Annotated in this window: 23 protein-coding genes; 16 read left to right on the top strand and 7 right to left on the bottom strand. The window is 52.7% G+C overall.

Annotated elements, in window-relative coordinates; translation table 11 throughout:
- Positions 1-76: 76 nt before the first annotated feature.
- Positions 77-550, bottom strand: coding sequence for a transcription elongation factor GreB (greB, locus tag FDX24_RS08200; RefSeq protein WP_003023524.1), 474 nt, complete (start codon positions 548-550; stop codon positions 77-79).
- Between the two features lie 225 nt (positions 551-775).
- Here greB and ompR point away from each other — a divergent pair, with 225 nt between their 5' ends.
- Positions 776-1495 (top strand): two-component system response regulator OmpR, encoded by a 720-nt coding sequence (ompR, locus tag FDX24_RS08195; protein ID WP_001157751.1) that lies wholly within the window; start codon positions 776-778, stop codon positions 1493-1495.
- Positions 1492-2844 (top strand): two-component system sensor histidine kinase EnvZ, encoded by a 1353-nt coding sequence (gene envZ / locus FDX24_RS08190; protein ID WP_048213556.1) that lies wholly within the window; start codon positions 1492-1494, stop codon positions 2842-2844. Before ompR ends, envZ begins: the two co-directional genes overlap by 4 nt.
- A gap of 111 nt (positions 2845-2955) precedes the next feature.
- Here envZ and pckA read toward each other — a convergent pair whose 3' ends face one another.
- Entirely contained in the window at positions 2956-4578 is a 1623-nt protein-coding gene (gene pckA / locus FDX24_RS08185; RefSeq protein WP_048213555.1) for a phosphoenolpyruvate carboxykinase (ATP), read from the bottom strand.
- A gap of 378 nt (positions 4579-4956) precedes the next feature.
- On the opposite strand from pckA, the gene FDX24_RS08180 reads away from it, so the two are divergent.
- Positions 4957-6675: a DUF4153 domain-containing protein gene (locus tag FDX24_RS08180; RefSeq protein ID WP_137364113.1), complete on the top strand. Its 1719-nt coding sequence runs from the start codon at positions 4957-4959 to the stop codon at positions 6673-6675.
- A 94-nt stretch (positions 6676-6769) separates the two neighbouring features.
- Here FDX24_RS08180 and hslO read toward each other — a convergent pair whose 3' ends face one another.
- The 4 genes from hslO to igaA all read right to left on the bottom strand — a co-directional run bounded on the left by hslO (position 6770) and on the right by igaA (position 10951).
- Positions 6770-7648: an Hsp33 family molecular chaperone HslO gene (gene hslO, locus FDX24_RS08175; protein WP_061068864.1), complete on the bottom strand. Its 879-nt coding sequence runs from the start codon at positions 7646-7648 to the stop codon at positions 6770-6772.
- Between the two features lie 24 nt (positions 7649-7672).
- Positions 7673-8074, bottom strand: coding sequence for a ribosome-associated heat shock protein Hsp15 (hslR, locus tag FDX24_RS08170; protein WP_048213553.1), 402 nt, complete (start codon positions 8072-8074; stop codon positions 7673-7675).
- 10 nt (positions 8075-8084) lie between these two features.
- A complete protein-coding gene (gene yrfG / locus FDX24_RS08165; protein WP_048213552.1) occupies positions 8085-8753 on the bottom strand; it encodes a GMP/IMP nucleotidase in 669 nt (222 codons plus the stop codon).
- Positions 8754-8815: 62 nt separating this feature from the next.
- Entirely contained in the window at positions 8816-10951 is a 2136-nt protein-coding gene (gene igaA, locus FDX24_RS08160) for an intracellular growth attenuator protein IgaA (protein WP_137364112.1), read from the bottom strand.
- 322 nt (positions 10952-11273) lie between these two features.
- Here igaA and nudE point away from each other — a divergent pair, with 322 nt between their 5' ends.
- Entirely contained in the window at positions 11274-11834 is a 561-nt protein-coding gene (gene nudE / locus FDX24_RS08155; RefSeq protein ID WP_048213799.1) for an ADP compounds hydrolase NudE, read from the top strand.
- A 112-nt stretch (positions 11835-11946) separates the two neighbouring features.
- On the opposite strand, the gene mrcA is transcribed toward nudE, so the two are convergent.
- Positions 11947-14499, bottom strand: coding sequence for a peptidoglycan glycosyltransferase/peptidoglycan DD-transpeptidase MrcA (mrcA, locus tag FDX24_RS08150; protein WP_170971300.1), 2553 nt, complete (start codon positions 14497-14499; stop codon positions 11947-11949).
- 120 nt (positions 14500-14619) lie between these two features.
- Here mrcA and FDX24_RS08145 point away from each other — a divergent pair, with 120 nt between their 5' ends.
- The 12 genes from FDX24_RS08145 to trpS all read left to right on the top strand — a co-directional run bounded on the left by FDX24_RS08145 (position 14620) and on the right by trpS (position 24791).
- On the top strand, positions 14620-15399 hold the full coding sequence (locus tag FDX24_RS08145) for a hypothetical protein (protein ID WP_048213549.1): 780 nt from the start codon (positions 14620-14622) through the stop codon (positions 15397-15399).
- Positions 15399-15938, top strand: a complete 540-nt coding sequence (locus FDX24_RS08140) for a PilN domain-containing protein (RefSeq protein WP_101742609.1) — start codon at positions 15399-15401, stop codon at positions 15936-15938. Before FDX24_RS08145 ends, FDX24_RS08140 begins: the two co-directional genes overlap by 1 nt.
- Positions 15922-16389, top strand: coding sequence for a hypothetical protein (locus tag FDX24_RS08135; RefSeq protein ID WP_137364111.1), 468 nt, complete (start codon positions 15922-15924; stop codon positions 16387-16389). The genes FDX24_RS08140 and FDX24_RS08135 overlap by 17 nt, the downstream gene beginning before the upstream one ends.
- Positions 16379-16783 carry a HofP DNA utilization family protein gene (locus FDX24_RS08130; protein WP_075551437.1) on the top strand — a complete coding sequence of 135 codons (405 nt, stop codon included), beginning with the start codon at positions 16379-16381 and terminating at the stop codon, positions 16781-16783. Before FDX24_RS08135 ends, FDX24_RS08130 begins: the two co-directional genes overlap by 11 nt.
- Positions 16695-17933: a DNA uptake porin HofQ gene (gene hofQ, locus FDX24_RS08125; protein ID WP_137364110.1), complete on the top strand. Its 1239-nt coding sequence runs from the start codon at positions 16695-16697 to the stop codon at positions 17931-17933. Before FDX24_RS08130 ends, hofQ begins: the two co-directional genes overlap by 89 nt.
- 404 nt (positions 17934-18337) lie before the next feature.
- Positions 18338-18859: a shikimate kinase AroK gene (aroK, locus tag FDX24_RS08120; protein ID WP_003023552.1), complete on the top strand. Its 522-nt coding sequence runs from the start codon at positions 18338-18340 to the stop codon at positions 18857-18859.
- 57 nt (positions 18860-18916) lie between these two features.
- Positions 18917-20005, top strand: coding sequence for a 3-dehydroquinate synthase (gene aroB, locus FDX24_RS08115; protein ID WP_048213545.1), 1089 nt, complete (start codon positions 18917-18919; stop codon positions 20003-20005).
- 96 nt (positions 20006-20101) lie between these two features.
- Positions 20102-21394 carry a cell division protein DamX gene (gene damX / locus FDX24_RS08110; protein WP_061068727.1) on the top strand — a complete coding sequence of 431 codons (1293 nt, stop codon included), beginning with the start codon at positions 20102-20104 and terminating at the stop codon, positions 21392-21394.
- A gap of 117 nt (positions 21395-21511) precedes the next feature.
- Positions 21512-22348, top strand: coding sequence for an adenine-specific DNA-methyltransferase (dam, locus tag FDX24_RS08105; RefSeq protein WP_048213543.1), 837 nt, complete (start codon positions 21512-21514; stop codon positions 22346-22348).
- Positions 22349-22365: 17 nt separating this feature from the next.
- Entirely contained in the window at positions 22366-23043 is a 678-nt protein-coding gene (gene rpe, locus FDX24_RS08100) for a ribulose-phosphate 3-epimerase (protein ID WP_040231743.1), read from the top strand.
- Positions 23036-23794, top strand: coding sequence for a phosphoglycolate phosphatase (gene gph / locus FDX24_RS08095; RefSeq protein ID WP_115642758.1), 759 nt, complete (start codon positions 23036-23038; stop codon positions 23792-23794). The genes rpe and gph overlap by 8 nt, the downstream gene beginning before the upstream one ends.
- Positions 23787-24791, top strand: a complete 1005-nt coding sequence (trpS, locus tag FDX24_RS08090; protein ID WP_061068725.1) for a tryptophan--tRNA ligase — start codon at positions 23787-23789, stop codon at positions 24789-24791. Before gph ends, trpS begins: the two co-directional genes overlap by 8 nt.
- Positions 24792-24804: the final 13 nt, after the last annotated feature.

The following is a 24804-nucleotide window of genomic DNA, read 5'->3' as shown; positions in this document are numbered from 1 at the left end:
AAAAATCAGGGGATAGTTATACGGATTGACTGGCAAAAATGCCAGTCATCTACGGGGGCTTCGGATTGTTCCGGTCTCACTTAACGTATTCAATCTCATTCACGTACCAGCTGGCTTCCCCGCCAGGGGTGTTCACCACCGCGAGATCGCCGACCTCTTTTTTCAGCAGCGCCCGCGCCATCGGCGAATCGATAGAGATGTAATCTTTACGGCCGAAGATCTCATCGTAGCCAACAATACGGAATTTGCGGATGTCTCCATCGTCATTTTCAATCTCAACCCATGCGCCAAAGAAGACTTTGCCTTCCTGCTGCGGGGAGTAATCGACGATTTTCAGATTCTCCATGCACTTGGTCAAATATCGGACGCGGCGGTCGATCTCACGCAGGCGCTTTTTATTATACTGGTAGTCGGCATTTTCGCTGCGGTCACCCAGACTTGCGGCCCAGGTAACTTTTTTGGTGACTTCCGGGCGCTCTTCACGCCAGAGATAATTCAGCTCTTGTTTGAGTTTTTCATACCCTTCACGGGTTATCAGGGGCGTTTTCATCTTATTGTTTTACCTTCGACTCTGTGATGATGCGCACAATTAGTATTACGCGAGCATATCAACAGAATAAATAATGTATTGCGAGAAACATTGTATACTTAAGCTGCTGTTTAATATGCTTTGTAACAATTTAGCCTGGAATTCATACCAGAATTCGCTGGTGACTCACGCTAGCTTTCTTAAGAATATACACTTAATTGTTGCGAACCTTTGGGAGTAATAACAATGCAAGAGAACTATAAGATTCTGGTGGTCGATGACGACATGCGCTTGCGTGCGCTTCTGGAACGTTATTTGACCGAGCAGGGCTTCCAGGTTCGAAGCGTCGCAAACGCTGAGCAGATGGATCGTCTGCTGACCCGTGAGTCTTTCCACCTGATGGTGCTCGATTTAATGCTGCCGGGAGAAGATGGCCTGTCTATTTGCCGTCGCCTGCGCAGCCAAAGCAACCCGATGCCGATCATTATGGTCACGGCGAAGGGCGAAGAAGTGGACCGTATCGTTGGACTGGAAATCGGCGCTGACGATTACATTCCGAAACCGTTTAACCCGCGTGAACTGCTGGCGCGTATCCGCGCTGTACTGCGTCGCCAGGCGAACGAACTGCCGGGCGCGCCTTCCCAGGAAGAAGCGGTCATTGCGTTTGGTAAGTTCAAACTGAACCTCGGTACGCGTGAAATGTTCCGCGAAGATGAGCCTATGCCGCTCACCAGCGGTGAATTTGCGGTGCTGAAAGCGTTGGTAAGCCACCCACGTGAACCGCTGTCCCGCGACAAGTTGATGAACCTGGCCCGTGGTCGTGAATATTCGGCGATGGAGCGGTCCATCGACGTGCAGATTTCTCGTCTGCGTCGTATGGTGGAAGAAGACCCGGCGCACCCTCGTTATATTCAGACCGTATGGGGTCTGGGCTACGTCTTTGTTCCGGACGGTTCTAAAGCATGAGGCGAATGCGCTTCTCGCCACGAAGTTCGTTTGCTCGCACGTTATTGCTTATCGTCACCTTGCTGTTTGCAAGCCTGGTGACGACCTACCTTGTGGTGCTGAACTTCGCGATTCTGCCGAGCCTCCAGCAGTTTAATAAGGTCCTGGCCTACGAAGTCCGTATGCTGATGACTGATAAACTGCAACTGGAGGACGGTACGCAACTGGTAGTGCCACCTGCATTTCGTCGGGAAATTTACCGTGAGCTCGGTATTTCCCTCTATTCCAACGAGGCCGCTGAAGAAGCCGGTCTGCGTTGGGCGCAACACTATGAATTCTTAAGCCACCAGATGGCGCAGCAACTGGGCGGCCCGACGGAAGTCCGCGTTGAGGTGAACAAGAGCTCGCCGGTCGTGTGGCTGAAAACCTGGCTGTCCCCCAACATATGGGTACGCGTGCCGCTTACGGAAATCCATCAGGGTGATTTCTCACCGCTGTTCCGCTATACGCTGGCGATTATGCTGCTGGCTATCGGTGGCGCGTGGCTGTTTATCCGTATTCAGAACCGACCGTTGGTGGATCTTGAACATGCGGCGTTACAGGTGGGGAAAGGCATTATTCCGCCGCCGCTGCGCGAGTATGGTGCCTCTGAGGTACGCTCTGTTACCCGAGCCTTCAACCATATGGCCGCCGGCGTAAAACAGCTGGCCGATGACCGTACGCTGTTAATGGCGGGCGTGAGCCATGATTTACGCACCCCGCTTACGCGTATCCGTCTGGCGACGGAAATGATGGGCGAAGAAGACGGATACCTCGCGGAGTCCATCAATAAGGACATTGAAGAGTGTAATGCCATTATCGAACAGTTCATCGATTATCTGCGGACGGGTCAGGAGATGCCGATGGAGATGGCCGATCTGAACTCGGTATTAGGTGAAGTGATCGCGGCAGAAAGTGGTTACGAGCGTGAAATTGATACTGCATTACGCCCAGGCGTCATTCAGGTGAAGATGCACCCACTGTCTATCAAGCGCGCGGTTGCTAATATGGTGGTTAACGCCGCTCGCTACGGTAATGGCTGGATTAAGGTCAGTAGCGGTATGGAAGCGCATCGCGCCTGGTTCCAGGTCGAAGATGACGGGCCGGGTATCAAACCGGAACAGCGTCAACACCTGTTCCAGCCGTTTGTGCGCGGTGACAGCGCGCGTAGCACCAGCGGCACGGGCCTGGGTCTGGCGATTGTACAGCGTATTATCGATAACCATAACGGTATGCTGGAAATTGGGACCAGTGAGCGAGGCGGGCTGTCGATACGCGCCTGGCTTCCGGTTCCATTCACGCGCACGCAGGGGACAACGAAAGACGCGTAGAAAAAAGGGAGGCTAAATGCCTCCCTTTTTATTTCGCTAACCGACTGATGTCGCTGCGCTTATCAGTTGCAGTAGGCCGGATAAGGCAAAGCCGCCATCCGGCACTTTTCGTTACAGCTTCGGTCCGGCGCTAACCAGCGCTTCGCCCGCAGGGGTGTCGGTGTACTTCTCGAAGTTCTCGATAAACAGTTTCGCCAGTGCGTTGGCTTTTTCTTGCCACTGCTCCGGGGATGCGTAGGTATTACGCGGATCGAGAATACGCGTATCCACACCCGGCAGCTCGGTTGGGATTGCCAGGTCAAACATCGGCAGACGGAACGTTTCCGCGTTATCCAGAGATCCGTTCAGGATGGCGTCGATAATCGCACGGGTATCTTTGATTGAGATACGCTTGCCGGTGCCGTTCCAGCCGGTATTCACCAGATAAGCCTGTGCACCAGCCGCCTGCATGCGTTTCACCAGTACTTCTGCGTACTGCGTTGGGTGCAGCGACAGGAATGCCGCGCCGAAACAGGCAGAGAAGGTTGGCGTAGGCTCAGTGACGCCACGCTCGGTGCCAGCCAGTTTGGCGGTAAAGCCAGACAGGAAGTGGTACTGGGTTTGGTCCGCCGTCAGGCGAGAAACCGGTGGCAGTACGCCAAATGCGTCGGCGGTCAGGAAGATGACTTTGGTTGCATGACCCGCTTTTGACACCGGCTTAACGATATTGTCGATGTGATAAATCGGGTAGGACACGCGGGTGTTCTCGGTTTTGGAACCATCATCGAAGTCGATAGAACCATCTTCGCGCACGGTGACGTTTTCCAGCAGGGCATCACGGCGGATTGCGTTGTAGATTTCCGGCTCAGCATCTTTAGACAGTTTGATGGTCTTCGCGTAGCAACCGCCTTCGAAGTTAAATACGCCGTCGTCATCCCAGCCGTGTTCGTCATCGCCAATCAGGCGGCGTTTCGGGTCGGTGGACAGCGTGGTTTTACCGGTACCGGACAGGCCAAAGAAGACCGCCACATCCCCTTTTTCACCGACGTTTGCCGAGCAGTGCATGGATGCAATGCCTTTCAGCGGCAGCAGGTAGTTCATGACGGAGAACATACCTTTCTTCATCTCGCCGCCGTACCAGGTGCCGCCAATTAACTGAATGCGTTCAGTCAGGTTAAACGCCACGAAGTTTTCGGAGTTCAGACCTTGTTCTTTCCACTGTGGGTTAGTGCATTTTGCACCGTTCATCACGATGAAATCAGGTTTGAAATCAACCAGTTCTTCGTCGCTCGGGCGGATGAACATATTTTTGACAAAATGTGCCTGCCAGGCGACTTCGGTAATGAAGCGCACGGAAAGACGGGTATCCGCATTAGCACCGCAGAAAGCATCAATGATAAACAGACGTTTGCCGGAGAGTTGATGGGTGACTAACCCTTTCAAATGCTGCCAGGTTTCCTGGGAAAGCGGTTTGTTGTCGTTCTTACCTTTACCTTTGTCGGACCACCAGAGTGTATCTCGTGTGGTGTCGTCACGGACAATGTACTTATCCTTTGGCGAACGTCCGGTAAAGATACCGGTATCAACTGCAACGGCGCCCAGATTCGTTAACACGCCACGCTCATAACCTTCCAGGTTTGGATCAAGTTCTTCCTGATAAAGCGTGTCGTAGTCTGGATTGTAAACGATATCCTGAACGTCATTGATACCATAAGCCTTGAGATCTTGCGGGGTTAAACTGTTGTTCACACGCATTTCACTGCTCCTTAGCCAATATGTATTACCTGGAATAGTAAGGTTTTTTAGGGATTGCTAACCGCGACAAGGCTCATAGATTTACGCATCCGGTGATTCCACGAATAACCGAATACGCTGCGACTCCTGTCACAAAGAGGCGGATATTATGGCAGGAAACCCTTTTTTGTTGTGGAAAATGTTCTTAAAACGTTAATAGAGAGTGTTTTTGGCGGGAATCTTGTGAGTGTAATCGCATTCATGTAAGAAAAAAACGTAACTCAAACATAAACAATATCGATTCACCTCGCGCAGTTGGGTTCCGAAATGGACCGACAAATACTCATATTTGTGAAGTTGATGCGATAATTAGATTTTCTCTTCTTTCTGGAAAACGACATGGACAGTGTTGAGCTTTCACCAACGACCCGCTGGGGCATGATCTTTATCGGACTGCTACAAGGGTGTGTGTGCTACCTGCTGATGGCGTATCTTGCGCCGCAGAACAGTGACTGGCTGTTCTACGGGATGCCCGTAACGATTGCGCTCTCCTCTGCGCTTTTGCTGACTGTCGTCTCATTTAAGCAACGTGCTCTATGGTGCTGGATGGCGTTGATCTGTGTGGTTGTGCTGGCGATGAGTGTGTGGCTGAAATGGAGTGTGGCAGACAGTGACAGATGGCGGCAGGATGACATTTTTTTTGTCTACGGCTGGCGCTTACTGTTGATGGCGATGCTGGCTTTGTCGTGGATTCAATATCAACTTCATGCCCGTCGTGAACAGGCTCGCTATCCGCAGTTTTATACCTACCTGTGGCTTAACTCGCTGACGCTGCTGATCGCTTTTGTGGCCAACGGCCTGTTCTGGCTGGTGCTCCTGCTGTGGAGTGAAATGTTTCAACTGGTCGGAATCACCTTCTTCAACATGCTTTTCTTTGAGACTGACTGGTTTGTTTATTTGGCTTTAGGTCTGATCACCGCACTGGCAGTAGTGCTGGCACGTACGCAGTCGCGTCTGGTTGCTGCGGTGCAAAAGTTGCTGACGTTCCTTGCCACAGGTTTACTCCCGCTGGTTGCACTGTTAGCGCTGATGTTTATGCTGACCCTGCCTTTTAGCGGACTGGACGCTATCTCACAGCGCGTGTCAGCGGCTGGCCTGATGTCCACGTTGACGCTGATCTTCCTGTTGCTGATGGCCATTGTGCGCGAGCCGCACAAAGAGGCGTTACCTTATCCTGGCGCATTACGTTACTTGATTAACGCTTCACTGGTTGTTGCTCCTCTCTATATGCTGATTGCCGGTTGGGCAATGTGGCTGAGAATTCATCAGTATGGCTGGACGCCTGAGCGTTTGTATGGCGCATTGGTGGTCTTTGTATTACTGGTGTGGTCCCTCGGCTATCTGGTCAGTATTTTGCGCGCTGGAGGCAACCCGCTCGATATTCAGGGAAAGGTCATTCTTGGCGTTTCGCTCCTGACATTGGGCCTGTTGATTCTGCTGACGTCGCCGGTCATTGATGTTTGGCGTATTAGCGTCAACAGCCATATGGGGCGCTACTACAGCGGGAAAATTACGGCTGACCAGGTCAGTCTGTATATGCTGGATCACAGCGGAAAACCCGGTCGCGCCGCACTGGAAGCATTGCAAAAAGACGATGCATTCAACAAAGACAGCAAGCGCAGGCGTGATTTAAATGCCATCCTGCGGGGGCATCGCGATCCGGTAAATGAGCTGACAGCAACGCAGTTAGCGCCGAAGGTGATGATTGCACCGGGAAGCAAGAAGCCCGATGACGCGTTTTGGACGTTTTTAAAGGGGCAGCGCTACCGGATCGCCTCCTGTATTGAGCAGGATGCGTGTGTGTTGGTGGATCAGGATCTCAACGCGGATGGGCAGCCCGAGCAAGTATTGTATGCTTTTGGCGATGGGGAGAGCCTGGTCTTTGGCGTTAAGGAAAACAAATGGGTGTTGATCGCGACAGCCCGGCTACCGGAGGGATTCAATAAGGATCAACTGCTGCAGGCGCTGGCGAATCATCAACTGGATTCGGCTTCAAGAGTCTGGCGGGATATCACCATTAATGGCAAACGACTGCCGATGACTTATTACAATGAGTGAATCTGTTGCCGGATGGCGGCGCGAGCGCCTCATCCGGCCGACAAAAGTTTTACCGTAGGCCCGATAAGCGTTGCGCCACCGGGCAAAACGGGGATTAATGCACCTGTGGATCGGCAGGGGAGGCGTTGCTGCGGATCTCTGCAATATCCATGGCGTTAAACAGATAGTGGCTACCGCAATAATCGCAGTGCATATCGATTTCACCTTCTTCTGCCAGAATGCTGTCAACTTCTTCATCCGGCAGCGTTTTCAGAGCGCCCGCGCAGCGTTCGCGTGAACAGGTGCATTTGAACTCAACATCCTGAGGATCGTAGAGGGTGACTTCTTCTTCGTGGTACAAACGCCACAGAACTTCGTTGGCTGGCAGCGTCAGCAACTCTTCGGCTTTGATGGTTTCTGTCAGTGCGGCAAGGTGATCGAAATCATCTGCCTGTGCGTTTTGCGCTGGCATGACCTGCAACAGCATACCGCCAGCAGCAGGTTTACCGTCGACGTCGCCAGTGCGGATAAACAGACGCGTCGGCAGCTGTTCCGAACGCATGAAGTAATCTTCCAGGCAGGCCGCCAGCGTGTCACCTTCCAGACCGACCACGCCCTGATAGCGTTCGCCTTCTTCCGGTGTAATAGTGATCACCAGATAGCCGTTGCCAACCAGTGTTTTCAGATCGGCATCTTCAGGGATATCGCCTTGTATACGAGCCACGCCGCGCATCTGCTGGTTGTTGTTGCCGTTAATGACCGCCAGGCTCAACGGACCGTCGCCCTGCAGCTGTACGGTGATATCACCGTCAAACTTCAGCGTCGCGGTCAGCAGGCTGGTGGCAACCAGCAGCTCCGCCAGCACGGTTTTGACCGGCTGTGGGTAAGTATGATTTTCGAGGATCTGTTGCAGGGTTTGCGAAACGGTTACCAGTTCGCCGCGCACGGCAAAGTTTTCAAACAGATAACGATGTAATTGGTCATGTTGCGGCATAATCATCTCTCTTGCAGGTGACAGTCACTCGCTGTCGCCATGTTTAAATCGTAACAGGTCGCGGCGCTCTTTTTTGTCCGGTCGCCTGTCCGGGTGCGGCATGGTTAACGCGTTAAGTTTACGCGCCAGCGCCATTTTTTCGCGTTTTTCCACGCTTTCTGCGGTTTCTTCATACAGCATAACGGCTTCAGTTGCCGGGCGGCGCTGCTCGCTAATGGCTTTAATAATGACCGTTCGTTCGTCATTCCCCTGGCGCAGGGTGAGGGTGGCATTTAGCTCGACAATCTTACTCGGCTTGCTGCGCTGCCCGTTGTAATGCACCTTACCGCCTTCAACCATTTCGCGGGCGACTGCGCGCGTTTTATAAAAGCGTGCTGCCCACAGCCATTTATCCAGCCTGACTTCGACAGGGGGCTTCTCTTTCATGGCGTCTCCTTCACATCAGTGAGGGGATCAGTCGGCGGTAGTCATTCAGTGACGGATGGCGTGCGTACTGTTTTTCCGCTGTACCTGAGTCGGGATTGGTTACGCCGAGGCAGTAACGAATGCCGAATTGAGCAGCGGCGTCGAGAATTGGTTCGCTGTCGTCAATAAACAACGTCTTCTCTGCACTCATTCCCGTTTCTTCAGCGACAGCGTGCCATAACCGCTGATCCTCTTTGGGATAACCAAATGTGTGGGTGGAAAGTAATAAATCAAGGTGTGAGGCCAGACCGGTATGCTGAAGCTTCACCGCCAGGTTATGCGGATGCGCATTGGTAAGCAAAATACGACGTTTGCCGCTCGCTTTTAGGGCATCAAGGAACGGTACCGTATCTTCACGCAGTACGGCGCGTGGTCCCTGTGCGGTTGTCATGGCGCATATATCCAGACCCAGACGTTCGCTCCAGTAATCCAGGCAGTACCAGTTTAGCGTATGCTGTACGGCATGATACTGCTGACGAATAAATTCCTGGGCTTCCTGGGGAGAGATACCCTGCTGCGCGCCGTAGGTTTCCGGCACCAGTTTTTGCCAGAAATAGTTATCGAATGCCAGATCGAGCAGCGTACCGTCCATATCCAGCAGAACGGTGTCGACGTCCTGCCAGGCAATATCTATGTGCATGGAAACTCCCCAGAGGAAAATAAGATGCGCGACAGGGTAGCATATTCCGTCGCGCGGGCGTGTTATCGAATCAGGCTTTCTGGGTCTTCAAGCAGCGTTGGATTCAGGCAACTCTCGTAATATTCCTGAATTTCCGCGATGCGCGAACGGTGACGCTGGTAGCGTCTGAATGCCTGAACGCTGTTGTAGATAGCGCATCCCAGCATGGAGATCATCAGCAGCGTGGTGCCAAGGTAACGCCATAAACCTGAACGATCCGGGATCCGGTGCAGGCCAATGTGCTGGGTACCGTTGGCGTCGGTCGAGATGTTGGTGACAATCCCTTCAGCGCGAAATGGCGTTTGCATCAGCATCTGGGCAAGGCGCTGGAAAGCGTTCCATTGCTCTTGTGGCGGATAGTCGTACAACGAGGTCGCCGGCCAGGGCTGATCAACCAGGTCGCTGCCTTCGTCACTGATAATCAGGAAACCACCGGGGGCAGGGCTATTCAGTGCCTGAGCCGCCCGGGCGGTCTCGCGTGAAATGAACGGTGCCGTAGAAGTATTCACCAGGTTATCCAGTGATTCGGCGCTTACCGGGCGCAACAGCACATTCACACCATCCAGTTTCCCGGCGTTTGCTCGCTTAACCAGAGCGTTCCAGTCCTTACTGTTACCCAGGTTAACCAGGGCATTTTTCAGGCGTACGCATTCATCTTCGGCGGCACACAAATCGGCGGTTTTCAGGACAATATCGCCAAAATCATCCAGCAATACCATGCCGGACTTCTGAATGGCTGAGCGTAATGATGAGCTGACGCGAGAGTCATCGTCGGGTTTGGGATGCAGTTGGCGGCTAACGCTTTGGGTCAGTGCGGTAGCCTTATTGACCAGGTCGGACTCAGGCAGCGGCAGGGCGCGCGCGTCATTCCAGATAATCTGCGAACAATCAAATGGCATAAAAGGTGTCGCGGGTTGTGCGTTCCAGCTCCCCTGAGTGTGGATGTTACACATCCCCGTGCCACTCAGATGCAGCGTGTCGCCCACGCGAACGCCTGCCTTTTCCAGTTGCTTAACGCTGGTGGCCTCAACAGTTTGCGCCCCTTTCATCCAGGAAAGCGTAAGTTTAATTGGCATATCCAACGGGACCCAAAACAGCAGCATTAGCAATACCAGCAACGAACCGCCGGCAATGACGGCGCTGCGTAGCCAGTGTTGCAACGGGAAGTTTTTCACCTCGTCATGCAAAGATAAAAAACGCCCCTGGCGGACAACATGGCGATCCAGATAGATATCAATATCCGTTTGCTGGCCAAGGTCCTGTGCAATGTAAGGTTGCCAGTGTGGTGGATAAATCAGGTCAATAATACCCAGGGAGATATTATTAATTTGCTCCTGATCGTTTTCACCAAACAGCCCCCAGCGACGTGGAGTGCCACGCAGACAGTGGATTTCTCGTAGAGCCGTTTTAGACGGTGGTGCAAACAGGCCCCACAGACCCGCAGCCAGCAGCAACACCGCGCCACCGGCGGTCCACGGTACGAACGTGTCTGGCATGATTAAACAGAAAAAGAACAGCAGGAATGAGGCAGCAATCAGTAACGCTTCGCGCAATCCCGACGGGCGGCTGAGAGCATATTCTTCATGCGTTTCCTGACGAATATTCAGCAGTTCAATCTGCTCGCTTTCTTCACCACGAATAGATGCCTGAGTAGACGCGGTGTGCTGTAGGGCGTAGCCGCGCGCTTCCTGCATATACTCTTTCAACGTATGACCGTTCAACGAGATAACCAGCGGCAGCGTATTGGTGTGGATCAGCTCAACGCTGTTTTCGTCATTGATGTATTGTTCCCAGAAGGGAGGCAAATGCACTTCGACGGAGTCGAGATAATAGCGCCATTTATTCGGATCGTCGGTGGTGATGCCATAGCGCGTAATTGAATGCGTCAGTACGATGACGCTATTACTTTGGGCATTCAGGGTTAACGATACCGGTGCCGAACTGGCACCTGTTGGGCCAGGTACCTGCTGAATTTGACTGAGGTTTTCGAGATAGTTTTCGACCGCGCCACGTTCTTCGGGTGTTAGTTTACGCTTAGAGGCGTCAGAGAAGACGTTGCTCAACGGTAATTTTTGTTGTCTGAATTTTGATCTGAATCGCCACCCTGCAAGCAATGAGCAGGCCAGCAAAGCAGCTAAAAAAATCAGAATGGTGCTCATGCTTTCCCCATCTTACTTAGTCTGTCAGGCGTGGTCAGTCGCACCCTGTTCAATATTCGTGATTCTGTGGTTGGCTATCGGCAAGTGTGGAGTTGAACTTGAGCATCTTTAAGTACAGCCCAATAAATGCGAATAATAGCAAAATCACCAAAAACGGAATATCAGCAAATTCCTGGAGTTATTTCAACCTATTGACTTTTAATTTGAAATAGGGATTAACTTTTAGTACGTTACATAAATGTAAATAAACGGCAATTCACATTGCCGAAACCGTGCTGTATATCGCACAATAACCCCAGATTTCACAGCAAAGATCCTCATGATGAGCAAATCATTACAAAAGCCCACGATTTTGAAAGTGGAAACCGTCGCACAATCCCGGCTATTTAAAGTCGAAAGCGTGGACCTTGAGTTCAGCAACGGCGTACGTCGTGTTTATGAGCGTATGCGCCCATCCACGCGCGAAGCGGTAATGATTGTGCCGATTGTGGATGACCACCTGATCCTCATTCGCGAATATGCGGTCGGAACCGAATCTTACGAGCTTGGTTTTTCCAAAGGGTTAATCGATCCGGGTGAAAGCGTGTTTGAAGCGGCTAACCGGGAACTGAAAGAAGAAGTGGGATACGGTGCGAAGGACCTGACGTTTTTGAAAAAACTCAGCATGGCGCCTTCCTATTTCTCCAGCAAGATGAATATTGTGGTCGCTGAGGATCTTTATCCTGAGTCGCTGGAAGGTGATGAGCCCGAGCCATTGCCACAGGTGCGCTGGCCGCTGGCGCATTTGATGGATCTGTTAGAAGACCCTGACTTCCACGAAGCGCGTAATGTCAGTGCGCTGTTCCTGGTACGCGAATGGCTGAAAGGGCAGGGGCGGTTTTAATCGACATTGCCGGATGGTGGATGTCGCCTTATCCGGCCTACAAAATCCAGCAATATCAAACAATTGTGCCGAAAATGTAGGCCGGATAAGCGAAGCGTCATCCGGCAAAAGATTAGAACAACTCGTGCGTCTCACCATTATCAATAATGGTTGTCCCCACCTCATGTACCGCCTGTTGCGTTGGCTGAGTACCTTCAATGAAATACTCTGCACGGCTGTTACCGCCGTTTGCCAGTTGGCCGGTGCTACGATCGATATTGACGGTAACGATACCCGGTGGTGGTGTCAGCGGCTGCTCAGGGACACCTTCTAATACACTCTTCATGTAGGCATCCCATGCAGGCTGCGCACTCTTGGCACCGCCTTCGTAGCCGGAGATTTGGTCTTTGATCGCGCCGGATGCCGTCGTATGTCCGAGATCGCGGCGATGATCATCAAAGCCGATCCATACCGAGGTCACCACCCCTGGGCCGTAGCCGGAGAACCATGCATCTTTCGAGCTGTTGGTTGTCCCGGTTTTCCCGCCGATGTCATGGCGCTGTAAATCGCGTCCTGCACGCCAGCCGGTTCCCATCCAGCCTGGTTCACCAAAGATATTGGTGTTCAACGCGCTCTTGATCAGGAAGGCCAGCGGCGTGTTGATGACGTGCGGTGCGTATTCTTGCGTGCCGCTTTGTGCGACCAGCGCCTGGTTAGCTTGCTCAAGCTGTGGCATTGGCACGGCGGCGTTTTGTTGTTCCTGAGATACCGCAACATCTTCAACGTTACTGTTTTCCAGCACGTTAGACTTCTGCGTATCGCCGTAAATTACCGGGATATCACATTCCGGGCAGGCAATTTTTGGCTTCGCCTCAAAGATAACGCCACCCATATCGCTTTCAATCTTACTGATGAAATACGGGTCGACCAGGAACCCGCCGTTTGCCATTACCGCGTAACCGCGAGCAACCTGCAGCGGAGTGAACGAGGCTGAGCCCAGCGCCAGTGATTCAGTATGCACAATATTCTGTGCCGGAAAGCCGAAACGCTGCAGATACTCTGCCGCGTAATCCACACCCATTGCGCGCATGGCACGAACCATCACCACGTTTTTCGACTGGCCGAGCCCCTGACGTAAGCGGATAGGGCCAGCATATTGCGGCGGTGAGTTTTTTGGCTGCCAGTCAGAACCTGCACCGGCATCCCAACGGGAAATCGGTACGTCATTCAGCATACTTGCCAGCGTCAGGCCTTTATCCATCGCGGCGGTATACAGGAAAGGTTTGATGTTAGAACCCACCTGGCGTAACGCCTGGGTGGCACGGTTAAACTTGCTCTGGTTGAAATCAAAACCCCCCACCAGTGCCAGCACTGCGCCGTTTTGCGGGTTAATCGAAACCAGTGCGGAGTTAACGTCCGGCACTTGCGCCAGCCACCAGGCATCTCCCACCTGGCGTACCCAGATTTGCTGGCCAGTCTGTACTACGTCGGTCACTTTACGCGGTGTTGGGCCTTGTTGAGTATCCGAACGATAAGGACGCGCCCAGCGCATACCTTCCATACGTAATGACACCGATGTTCCATCCGCCAACGCAGCGGTCGCTTCCTGTGGGTTGGCGCTGGTGACAACCGCGGGCAGCAGCGGGCCGTAGGTCGGTAGCGCTTTTAGCGTATCGGTGATTTTTTTGCTGTCCCAACTGCTTTCGCCCACTTTCCACAGCACGTTCGACGGGCCGCGGTAGCCGTGGCGCATGTCGTAATCCATCACGTTGTTACGTACTGCCTGCTGAGCCGCCTGCTGTACTTTGCGCGTAATGGTGGTGGTGATGCGATACCCGTCTTCATAGGCTTTCTCGCCATAACGGTTATACATCTCCTGGCGCACCATCTCAGACAGATAAGGGGCTGAGAAAGCGATTTCCGGCGCGTGATAGTTGGCATCGATCGCTTCACTACGTGCCTGATCGTATTGGGCCTGGGTGATGTAGTTTTCGCTCAACATACGCGACAGTACAACGTTACGGCGCGCAGTTGCCCGGTCCATCGAATAGAGCGGGTTGAATGTTGACGGCGCTTTTGGCAGACCGGCGATCACCGCGATTTCACTTAAGCTGAGTTGATCAACTGTCTTGCCGAAATAGACCTGCGCGGCAGCACCCACGCCATAGGCGCGATACCCCAGATAGATCTTGTTCAGATAAAGCTCGAGGATCTCGTCTTTACTCAGCAATTGCTCAATACGGATAGCCAGGAACACTTCTTTGATCTTACGCATCAGCGTACGTTCCGGACTCAGGAAGAAGTTTCTCGCCAACTGTTGGGTAATGGTACTGGCCCCTTGTGAGGCGTGGCCGGAGAACAACGCGACGCTGGCCGCACGGAAGATCCCCACCGGGTCCACCCCGTGGTGCTCATAGAAGCGGCTGTCTTCTGTGGCGATAAAGGCTTTAACCATTACCGGCGGCATTTGATCCAGCGTAACCGGAATTCGACGTTTCTCGCCATATTGCGCGATGAGTTCGCCGTCAGCACTGTAAACCTGCATTGGGATCTGCAGACGCACATCTTTTAGCGTCGCGACGTCAGGTAATTGTGGCTCGATATAGCGATAAAGGCCATAGATCGAGCCTGCTCCCAGCAGGATGCAACATACTGCAAGGATTAATAAATACTTTACGAACTTCACTGGAGATTTCCCATTTAGTGGCATTTGGGCAGTTTATAAACAAACGCGCGGTAGTATAAAGGCAAGCCAGACGCATTGATATACCCGTTGAAGGAACGGGTGATAAGGAGATCATCAGCAATGGCTTTTCGTATATGGAAAATTGGTCTGCATATTCAGCAACATGATGCGCTGGCTGTCGCTATCGTTCGTGACGCATCCGGTTGGGTCCTACAACGCTGGTGGCGTATGCCGCTGGCACATCAGGTTGTCGTCGATGGGCACATTCGTGAGCCGGAACAGCTTACTGCGGTGCTCCTGCCGTGGAGCCGTGAACTACCGCACAGGCACCATATTCACCTTTCTTTTCCTGCCAACAGGACGTTACAAAAAAAGTTACCCCGTCCAGCAATGACCCTACGCGAACCAGAGCAAACGGCATGGTTGTCTGGGGCAATGGCTCGCGAACTGGATATGGAGCCGGATGCGCTGCAGTTTGATTATAGCGAAGACACGCTAAGCCCGGCGTTCAACGTGACGGCGGCACAAAGCAAAGAAATATCGGCACTCCTGACACTGATGCATCCCCTGAAAGTACAGGTTACGGCCATTACGCCGGATGCCAGCGCCTTGCAGCGATTAATTCCTTATTTACCCGTGCATCAATCGTGTCTGGCATGGCGTGACGATACCCAATGGCTCTGGGCGAGCCGCACGGCATGGGGACGTAAATCGACGGGGGAAATTGACGATATTGACGCGCTTGCCGCGGCATTATCTCTTTGCCCTGTGGATATTGCGCTATGTGACGCTGGTGGCTTTGATCCCTTTAATGCGGTGTCCGTCCGCCAGCCACCGATTCCAACGGAAAGCCACAACTTTGCTGTTGCGCTTGGGCTGGCGATGGGAGGTGTGTACTGATGACGGCGAACATCAATCTTTTGCCCTGGCGTCAGTCGCGGCGGTATGCCCGTCTGCAATGGTGGGGAGCATTATTGAGTGGATCTTTACTGGTTATTGTGGGTATCGCGTTGGGTTATTACGCGCTTTCTCGCGTAGATAATCGGGTCGATTTACTGCTGGCTGATGCCGAAAAAATGCGGGCTGAAACCCTGATAGCGCTCAAGCCGCGCCTGCAACAGCGTCAACAACAATGGCAGCAGGCGCAACAAAGAGAAAAACGGCGTGAACAGATGCGAAGCTGGCAGTCTGTTTTACAAGGGGTGGCCGAGTTGCTGCCAGAACAGGCGTGGTTAACAGGAATGACCTGGCAGCAGGATACGCTGGAGCTGACAGGGCTGACGCTGAACGTTGCTGCGCTTCATAGACTGGAGACGCAATTACGTAAACACCCTGGGTTTCAGTTGGGAAGCTCAGGGGAAACGCGACAAGATGCGCAGGGACACTGGCAGTTTCACTATCGTCTGATACGGAGCGTTATGCATGCAGGCGCTTTGTGATGGCTGGTTAGCGCAGACGCCGCGGTTTCGACTTTTGTGCTGGGGCGGCTGGATGTTGGTTCTGATCGCGGCTGCGCTGTTGTGCCTTTATCCTGTAGAGCAACAACGGAAAGTGCAGCAGGCAGCATTAGTCCGTCAACGCGTGGCGATTCAAGATCAATGGCGCAATCTGTATCTGCTGGCGTCATCGGTTGAACAACCCTTTTCTCCCTCTGAAGCGAGGCCGGTTCCTTTTTCCCCATTGGTATATCAAAGCTCTCTTACACGTCTGATCCACTGGCAGCCCTCCGTACGGGGAGGCGAACTGGCGCTGAAAACTGCGTGGGATGCAGTCCCACACGTGTTTGCCCTACTGGCGGAACAGGGAATGAGTACGAGTCAGTTTTCTCTTAGAGCAGAAGATGCTGATGTGTTGTTGACGATACACCTGGAGCGTCTGAATGATGACTAAGCGCTGGCTGTTCGCGTGTTTTAGCGTGCTGTTGTTGACCGGCATGCGCAATCCCTTTCAGCCGCCAGAGGATCTCTGCCGGATGGCTGAGTTGTCGGCATGGCGTTATCAGGGGGCGGTGATCCAGGGAGGGCGCTCAATTGGTTTTATGCAGGATGGTCAACACAAATGGCGGAGGGTCGAGCAGCGAGATGTTCTGAATGGCATCTGGAGGGTATCTCAGGTGACAGCCCAAAGCGTAACTATCGACACAGGGAATGATTGTGAGCCATCACGGTGGCAGTGGCAACGACAAGGAGAGGCGAATGAAGCGGTGGATAGTCATCGTGCTGATGACCGTAATACCCAGCGTGCTGGCTGGGAAAGCACAAAACGTGACGCTGGTGGTCGATGATGTGCCCGTTGTACAGGTGCTGCAGGCGCTGGCGGTGCAGGAGAAGAGAAATCTGGTGGTGTCACCGGATGTTAGCGGTGTGCTGTCATTGCATCTGACGAATGTGCCCTGGAAACAGGCATTGCAGACAGTTGTGAAAAGCGCCGGGCTGGTATTACGCCAGGAGGGTAATATTCTGCATGTGCATTCTGTTCAATGGCAGAGTGAAAATGCGGCCCGCCAGGAAAACGAGCAGGCACGGATTCAGGCCAGCTTGCCGCTGGAACATCGCCGCATCATTTTGCACTATGCCGATGCATCCGAGTTGGCCAAAGCCGGTGAAAAACTGCTGAGTACTAAAGGAAGTATAACGGTCGATAAACGTACCAACCGCTTACTGCTGCGAGACAATTCTGTTGCGCTAAACACACTGGAACAGTGGGTGGCGCAAATGGACTTGCCCGTTGAACAGGTCGAGCTGGCGGCGCATATCGTCACGATTAATGAAAAAAGTTTGCGTGAGCTGGGGGTTAAGTGGTCGCTGGCAGATGCACAATTGCCAGGGGCGGTGGGGAATGTCACCACGCTTGCCAGCGACCTTTCTGTGTCTACTGCAACATCGCGGGTGGGATTTAATATTGGCCGCATTAATGGTCGTTTGCTGGAGCTTGAGTTGTCCGCATTGGAGCAAAAACAGCAGCTCGACATCATTGCCAGTCCTCGATTACTGGCTTCTCATCTGCAACCTGCCAGTATTAAGCAGGGCAGTGAAATCCCGTATCAGGTCTCCAGCGGTGAAAGCGGCGCGACTTCCGTCGAATTTAAGGAAGCGGTGCTGGGGATGGAGGTAACGCCGACCGTGCTGCAGAAAGGGCGGATCAGACTGAAACTGCATATCAGCCAGAATGTTCCGGGACAGGTTCTACAGCAGGCAGATGGCGAAGTGTTGGCTATCGACAAGCAAGAGATTGAAACGCAGGTCGAGGTAAGAAGCGGCGAGACGATTGCGCTTGGCGGGATTTTTTCACATAAGAATAAATCCGCAGCCGACAGCGTGCCGCTATTAGGCGACATTCCCTGGCTTGGCTCTCTTTTTCGTCATGATGGTAAAGAAGATGAGCGGCGTGAGTTAGTGGTTTTTATCACGCCCAGACTGGTCCCAACAGAATAACTTATGCATGAAAACCCGTTGTTTTCGCGCTGAACACGTTTCAGGGATTTGACGTGCGGGTGTATTTAGCATACAAGGAGTACCGATTTGAGTGTCGGGACTTTTCTGTACTTATGCAGCAGTGAATACGCTTCGCCTTTCCGGTGGTGTGTCATAGGCTTATTTGGCGTCATTTGGCTACACGATACGTCATCAGGTCAGATGTTTGCAGGGTAGCATGCCTGCCACGACCAGAAATGCGTAAGGTTTGGTGATTTATTCAGTTGCCAAACCCGCTTGAGTATTGAGATAATTTTCAGTCTGACTCTCGCAATATCTTATGAGGTTTCAGTTCATGTCCTGCTGCGCTGGGTGTCTGCGAAGCGGGTTTACCATTAACGAATAGTCTTAGTAGTACCGAAAAAATGGCAGAGAAACGCAATATCTTTCTGGTTGGGCCTATGGGTGCCGGAAAAAGCACTATTGGGCGCCAGTTAGCTCAACAACTCAATATGGAATTTTACGATTCTGATCAAGAGATTGAGAAACGAACCGGAGCTGATGTGGGCTGGGTCTTCGATGTAGAAGGTGAAGACGGCTTCCGTGATCGCGAAGAAAAAGTCATCAACGAGTTGACGGAAAAACAGGGTATTGTGCTGGCAACTGGCGGTGGCTCTGTAAAATCACGTGAAACACGTAACCGTCTTTCCGCGCGTGGCGTCGTGGTCTATCTTGAAACGACAATTGAAAAACAACTTGCACGTACTCAACGTGACAAGAAACGCCCGCTGCTGCAGGTAGAATCGCCGCCGCGTGAAGTTCTGGAAGCATTGGCCGACGAACGCAACCCTCTGTATGAAGAGATTGCCGACGTGACCATTCGCACCGACGATCAGAGCGCGAAAGTCGTAGCAAACCAGATTATTCATATGCTGGAAAGCAACTAATTCTGGCTGAATACACACTCGTCTGCGGGTACAAGTAACTAAGGTGGATGTCGCGTAATGGAGAGGATTACAGTCACTCTCGGGGAACGTAGTTACCCTATCACCATCGCGGCTGGTTTGTTTGATGAGCCAGCTTCATTCTTGCCGCTGAAATCGGGCGATCAGGTTATGTTGGTGACCAACGAAACCCTGGCTCCCCTTTATCTCGATAAGGTTCGCGGCGTACTTGAACAGGCGGGTGTTAACGTTGATAGCGTTATCCTTCCCGATGGCGAGCAGTATAAAAGCCTGGCGGTGCTGGATACGGTCTTCACTGCGTTACTGCAAAAACCGCATGGTCGCGATACCACGCTGGTCGCACTTGGCGGCGGCGTGATTGGCGATCTTACCGGTTTTGCAGCAGCCAGCTATCAGCGTGGTGTTCGTTTTATTCAAGTCCCGACAACGCTGTTGTCGCAGGTTGACTCCTCCGTAGGCGGTAAAACCGCCGTAAACCATCCCCTCGGTAAAAACATGATTGGCGCGTTTTACCAACCTGCTTCCGTGGTGGTGGATCTCGACTGTCTGAAAACGCTTCCTGCGCGTGAATTGGCATCGGGCCTGGCGGAAGTGATCAAATACGGCATCATCCTTGACGGTGAATTTTTTAGCTGGCTGGAAGACAATCTGGATGCGTTGTTGCGTCTGGATGGTCCGGCAATGGCGTACTGTATTCGCCGTTGTTGTGAGCTGAAAGCAGAAGTTGTCGCAGCGGACGAGCGCGAAATGGGCTTACGTGCTTTACTGAATCTGGGACACACGTTTGGCCATGCTATCGAAGCTGAAATGGGTTATGGCAATTGGTTACATGGTGAAGCCGTCGCAGCAGGTATGGTAATGGCTGCCCGCACGTCAGAACGTTTGGGCCAGTTTACCTCCGCTGAAACGCAGCGCATTATTACGCTGTTGCAGCGCGCAGGTTTACCGGTGAATGGGCCGCGTGAAATGTCTACACAGGCTTATTTGCCGCACATGCTGCGAGATAAAAAAGTGTTGGCGGGAGAGATTCGTTTAGTGCTTCCGCAGGCGATAGGGAAGAGTGAAGTGCGCGGCGGAGTGTCGCACGAGGTGGTTCTTAACGCGATTGCTGATTGCCAGCAGGCGTAACAACAAGAAAGGTCAGGCTTGCGTTGTAAAGCGTAAGTCTTTTAGCTTCAGGTTATGTGCAAAGTCGTAAGCATTAACCTTTGAGTGGGGTGTTAAATGGATGAATTCAAACCAGAAGACGAGCTGAAACCCGATCCCAGCGATCGTCGTACTGGTCGTTCTCGTCAATCGTCTGAACGCGATAATGAGCCGCAAATCAATTTTGATGATGTTGATCTGGATGCCGACGATCGCCGTCCTGCGCGGGCACGTAAAGAGCGTGATGAAGAGCAGGACATTGAAGAAGACTATGAATCTGATGACGATGTTGTGGATGAAGAACGTGTAGAACGTCGCCCACGCAAGCGTAAAAAAGCGGTCAGTAAACCAGCCTCCCGTCAGTACATTATGATGGGTGTGGGTGTTCTGGTACTGCTGCTGCTAATTGTCGGTATCGGTTCTGCGCTGAAGGCCCCCTCATCTTCCTCTTCCAGCGAGCAGGCTGCGTCTGGTGAGAAGAGCATCGATCTTTCTGGCAGCAATGCGACGGATCAGGCGAACACCACAATGCCTGCGACGGGTGCTGAGCAGACCGCTGGCAATACGCAGCAGGATGTTTCTCTGCCGCCGATTTCCTCTACCCCGACTCAAGGCCAGGCACCTGCCACAGCGGAAGGTCAGCAGCGCGTCGAAGTTCAGGGCGATTTGAACAATGCACTGACGCAGCCGCAAGGTCAGGCACAGGTTAACAACGTCGTAGTCAACTCTACGCTGCCAACTGAACCTGCTACCGTAGCACCAGTTCGCAATGGCAATGCAGGGCGTCAGACTGCGAAGACTGAGCCAGCAGAACGTACTGCAGTTGCACATCAGGAACGCAAACAGGCTGTTATTGAGCCGAAGAGCAAGCCGCAGACCACGGTAAAAGCGACGCCGACAGAGCCGAAACCTGTTGCCCAGGCGAAACCAACCGCAACTGCGCCGACTACCACAACCAAAGCGCCTGTGGTAACCGCTACGCCGAAAGCGACTGTTGAGCCGAAAGCAACCGCGACGACGCCAGCCCAGACTGCAACACCTGCACCAACGACAGCAACACCGGTTGCGGGTGGTGCGAAAAGTGCAGGGAACGTTGGCGCGTTAAAATCAGCGCCATCCAGTCACTACACGCTGCAGCTCAGCAGTTCCTCTAACTACGACAACCTGAATGGTTGGGCGAAGAAAGAGAACCTGAAGAACTACGTGGTGTACCAGACGACGCGTAACGGTCAACCGTGGTATGTTCTGGTGACGGGCGTGTATGCGTCTAAAGAAGATGCAAAACGTGCAGTGTCTACGTTACCCGCCGACATTCAGGCGAAAAACCCGTGGGCAAAACCGCTGCACCAGGTTCAGGCCGATTTGAAGTAAGATAGGATATGTTCTGCAATGGTTTGCTGTTTCGCCCAATTGCGGGACAAAGACTAAAGCGCAGGATGCTGTCGGAGCTTTCTCCACAGCCGGAGAAGGTGTAATTAGTTAGTCAGCATGAAAAAAAATCGCGCTTTTTTGAAATGGGCAGGGGGGAAATATCCCCTGCTTGATGACATCAAACGGCATTTACCTCAGGGTGAATGCCTGATTGAACCCTTCGTGGGTGCCGGGTCGGTGTTTCTCAACACCGACTTTTCTCGTTATATTCTTGCCGATATCAACAGCGACCTTATCAGTCTCTATAACATCGTGAAGACGCGTACCGATGAGTATGTGCAGGCTTCACGTGAGCTGTTTATGCCTGAAACGAATCAGGCTGAGGTGTACTACCAGTTCCGGGAAGAATTTAATGCCTGCCAGGACCCGTTCCGACGTGCAGTGCTGTTCTTATATCTCAACCGTTTTGGCTATAACGGGTTATGCCGTTATAACCTGCGTGGTGAGTTTAACGTCCCCTTTGGTCGTTATAAAAAACCTTACTTCCCGGAAGCCGAGTTGTACCATTTTGCTGAAAAAGCGCAAAATGCAGAGTTCCATTGCCTCTCCTATGAAGAGTGCATGGATCGCGCGGATAGCAACTCTGTGGTCTACTGTGACCCGCCATATGCACCGCTCTCGGCGACGGCAAATTTCACCGCGTATCATACCAACAGCTTTAGCCCGAAAGAGCAGGCGCATCTGGCCGAGATGGCAGAAAAGCTGGTCAGTAAGCAGATCCCGGTGTTAATTTCGAATCATGACACGCCGGATACCCGCGAATGGTATCGAGCGGCGAAACATTTTCAGGTCAAAGTGCGGCGCAGTATAAGCAGCAACGGCGGCACACGTAAAAAGGTGAACGAACTGCTGGCACTATACAAACCAGGAGTCGCAACGCCTGCGAAAAAATAATTCTCAAGGAGAAGCGGATGAAACAGTATTTGATTGCCCCCTCAATTCTGTCGGCTGATTTTGCCCGCCTGGGTGAGGACACCGCGAAAGCACTGACCGCGGGTGCTGATGTCGTTCACTTCGACGTCATGGACAACCACTACGTGCCGAACCTGACCATCGGCCCGATGGTACTGAAATCGCTGCGTAAATATGGCATCACCGCTCCGATTGATGTTCATCTGATGGTGAAGCCCGTTGATCGTATTGTCCCGGACTTCGCCGCCGCTGGCGCCAGCATTATTACGTTTCACCCGGAAGCCTCCGAACACGTCGATCGCACTTTACAGCTGATCAAAGAGCATGGCTGTAAAGCGGGGCTGGTGTTCAACCCGGCAACACCGCTGAGTTATCTGGACTACGTCATGGATAAGCTCGACGTGATCCTGCTGATGTCCGTTAACCCAGGCTTTGGTGGACAGTCCTTTATCCCGCAAACGCTGGATAAGCTGCGCGAAGTGCGCCGTCGCATTGATGAATCTGGCTATGACATCCGTCTGGAAGTGGACGGCGGCGTTAAGGTGAACAACATTGGCGAAATCGCGGCTGCCGGTGCGGATATGTTTGTCGCAGGCTCTGCTATTTTCGACCAACCAGACTACAAAAAAGTCATTGATGAAATGCGCAATGAACTGGCGAAGGTAAGTCATGGATAAATTTCAGGACATTCGGGGCGTAGCATTTGACCTCGACGGTACGCTGGTTGACAGTGCGCCGGGATTAGCCGCAGCGGTGGATATGGCGCTGTATGCGCTGGAACTGCCGGTAGCCGGTGAAGAACGCGTTATCACCTGGATTGGCAATGGCGCAGACGTACTGATGGAGCGCGCGCTGGCGTGGTCTCGTCAGGAGCGCGCGACCTTACGCAAAACGATGGGTAAACCGCCCGTTGATGATGATATTCCCGCCGAGGAACAGGTGCGTATTTTGCGCAAGCTGTTCGACAGATACTACGGCGATGTCGCAGAAGAGGGGACATTCCTGTTCCCTGATGTTGCCGACACGCTGGGCGCGCTGCATGCGAAAGGATTACCGCTGGGTCTGGTAACCAACAAACCGACGCCGTTTGTCGCGCCATTGCTTGATGCGCTGGATATTGCCAAATATTTTAGCGTGGTCATCGGTGGTGATGACGTACAGAACAAAAAACCGCATCCGGATCCGCTGCTGCTGGTGGCAAGCAAGCTTGGCATCAAGCCTGAGCAAATGCTCTTCGTAGGGGATTCACGCAATGATATTCAGGCGGCAAAAGCTGCTGGCTGTCCGTCCGTTGGCCTGACCTATGGCTACAACTACGGTGAGTCGATCGCGCTGAGCCAGCCCGACGTTATTTACGACCGTATTAATGAACTACTGCCCGCTCTCGGGCTTCCGCATAGCGAAAATCAGGAATCAAAAAATGACTAAGCCCATCGTTTTTAGTGGCGCACAGCCCTCAGGTGAATTGACCATTGGCAACTATATGGGTGCGCTGCGTCAGTGGGTGAGCATGCAGGATGACTACCATTGCATCTACTGCATCGTTGACCAACATGCTATCACCGTTCGTCAGGACGCTCAGCAGTTGCGTAAAGCAACGCTGGATACGCTGGCGCTGTACCTGGCATGCGGTATCGATCCTGAAAAAAGCACCATTTTCGTCCAGTCTCATGTGCCGGAACACGCACAGTTAGGTTGGGCGCTGAACTGCTACACCTATTTCGGCGAGCTGAGCCGTATGACCCAGTTCAAAGATAAATCCGCACGCTATGCGGAGAACATCAACGCCGGGCTGTTTGATTACCCGGTGCTGATGGCGGCGGATATTCTGTTGTATCAGACCAACCAGGTACCGGTTGGTGAAGATCAGAAACAGCATCTGGAACTGAGCCGTGATATCGCTCAACGTTTTAACGCCCTGTACGGCGATATCTTTAAAGTGCCTGAGCCGTTTATTCCGAAATCCGGTGCGCGCGTCATGTCGCTGCTGGAACCGACGAAGAAAATGTCCAAGTCGGATGACAACCGCAATAACGTGATCGGCTTGCTGGAAGATCCGAAATCAGTGGTTAAGAAAATCAAACGCGCGATGACCGACTCGGAAGAGCCGCCGGTTGTGCGCTACGACGTGCAGAATAAAGCGGGTGTTTCCAACCTGCTGGATATCCTCTCTGCCGTTACTGGCCAGAGCATTCCTGAGCTGGAACAGCACTTTGAAGGCAAAATGTATGGTCATCTGAAAGGTGAAGTCGCAGAGGCCGTTTCCGGTATGCTGACCGAGCTTCAGGAGCGCTATCACCGTTTCCGTAACGATGAAGCCTTCCTGCAGAAAGTGATGAAGGAGGGCGCGGAAAAAGCCAGCGCGCGTGCCTCTGTTACGCTGAAAGCCGTGTATGAGGCTATTGGCTTTGTTGCCAAGCCGTAATACTTTTTGCATT

Origin of the sequence: Citrobacter sp. wls716 (assembly GCF_005280975.1) — a bacterium.
GTDB lineage: Bacteria > Pseudomonadota > Gammaproteobacteria > Enterobacterales > Enterobacteriaceae > Citrobacter > Citrobacter youngae.
Note: the sequence above shows the minus strand (reverse complement) of the source record. Positions and strands in the feature narration are given on the sequence as shown.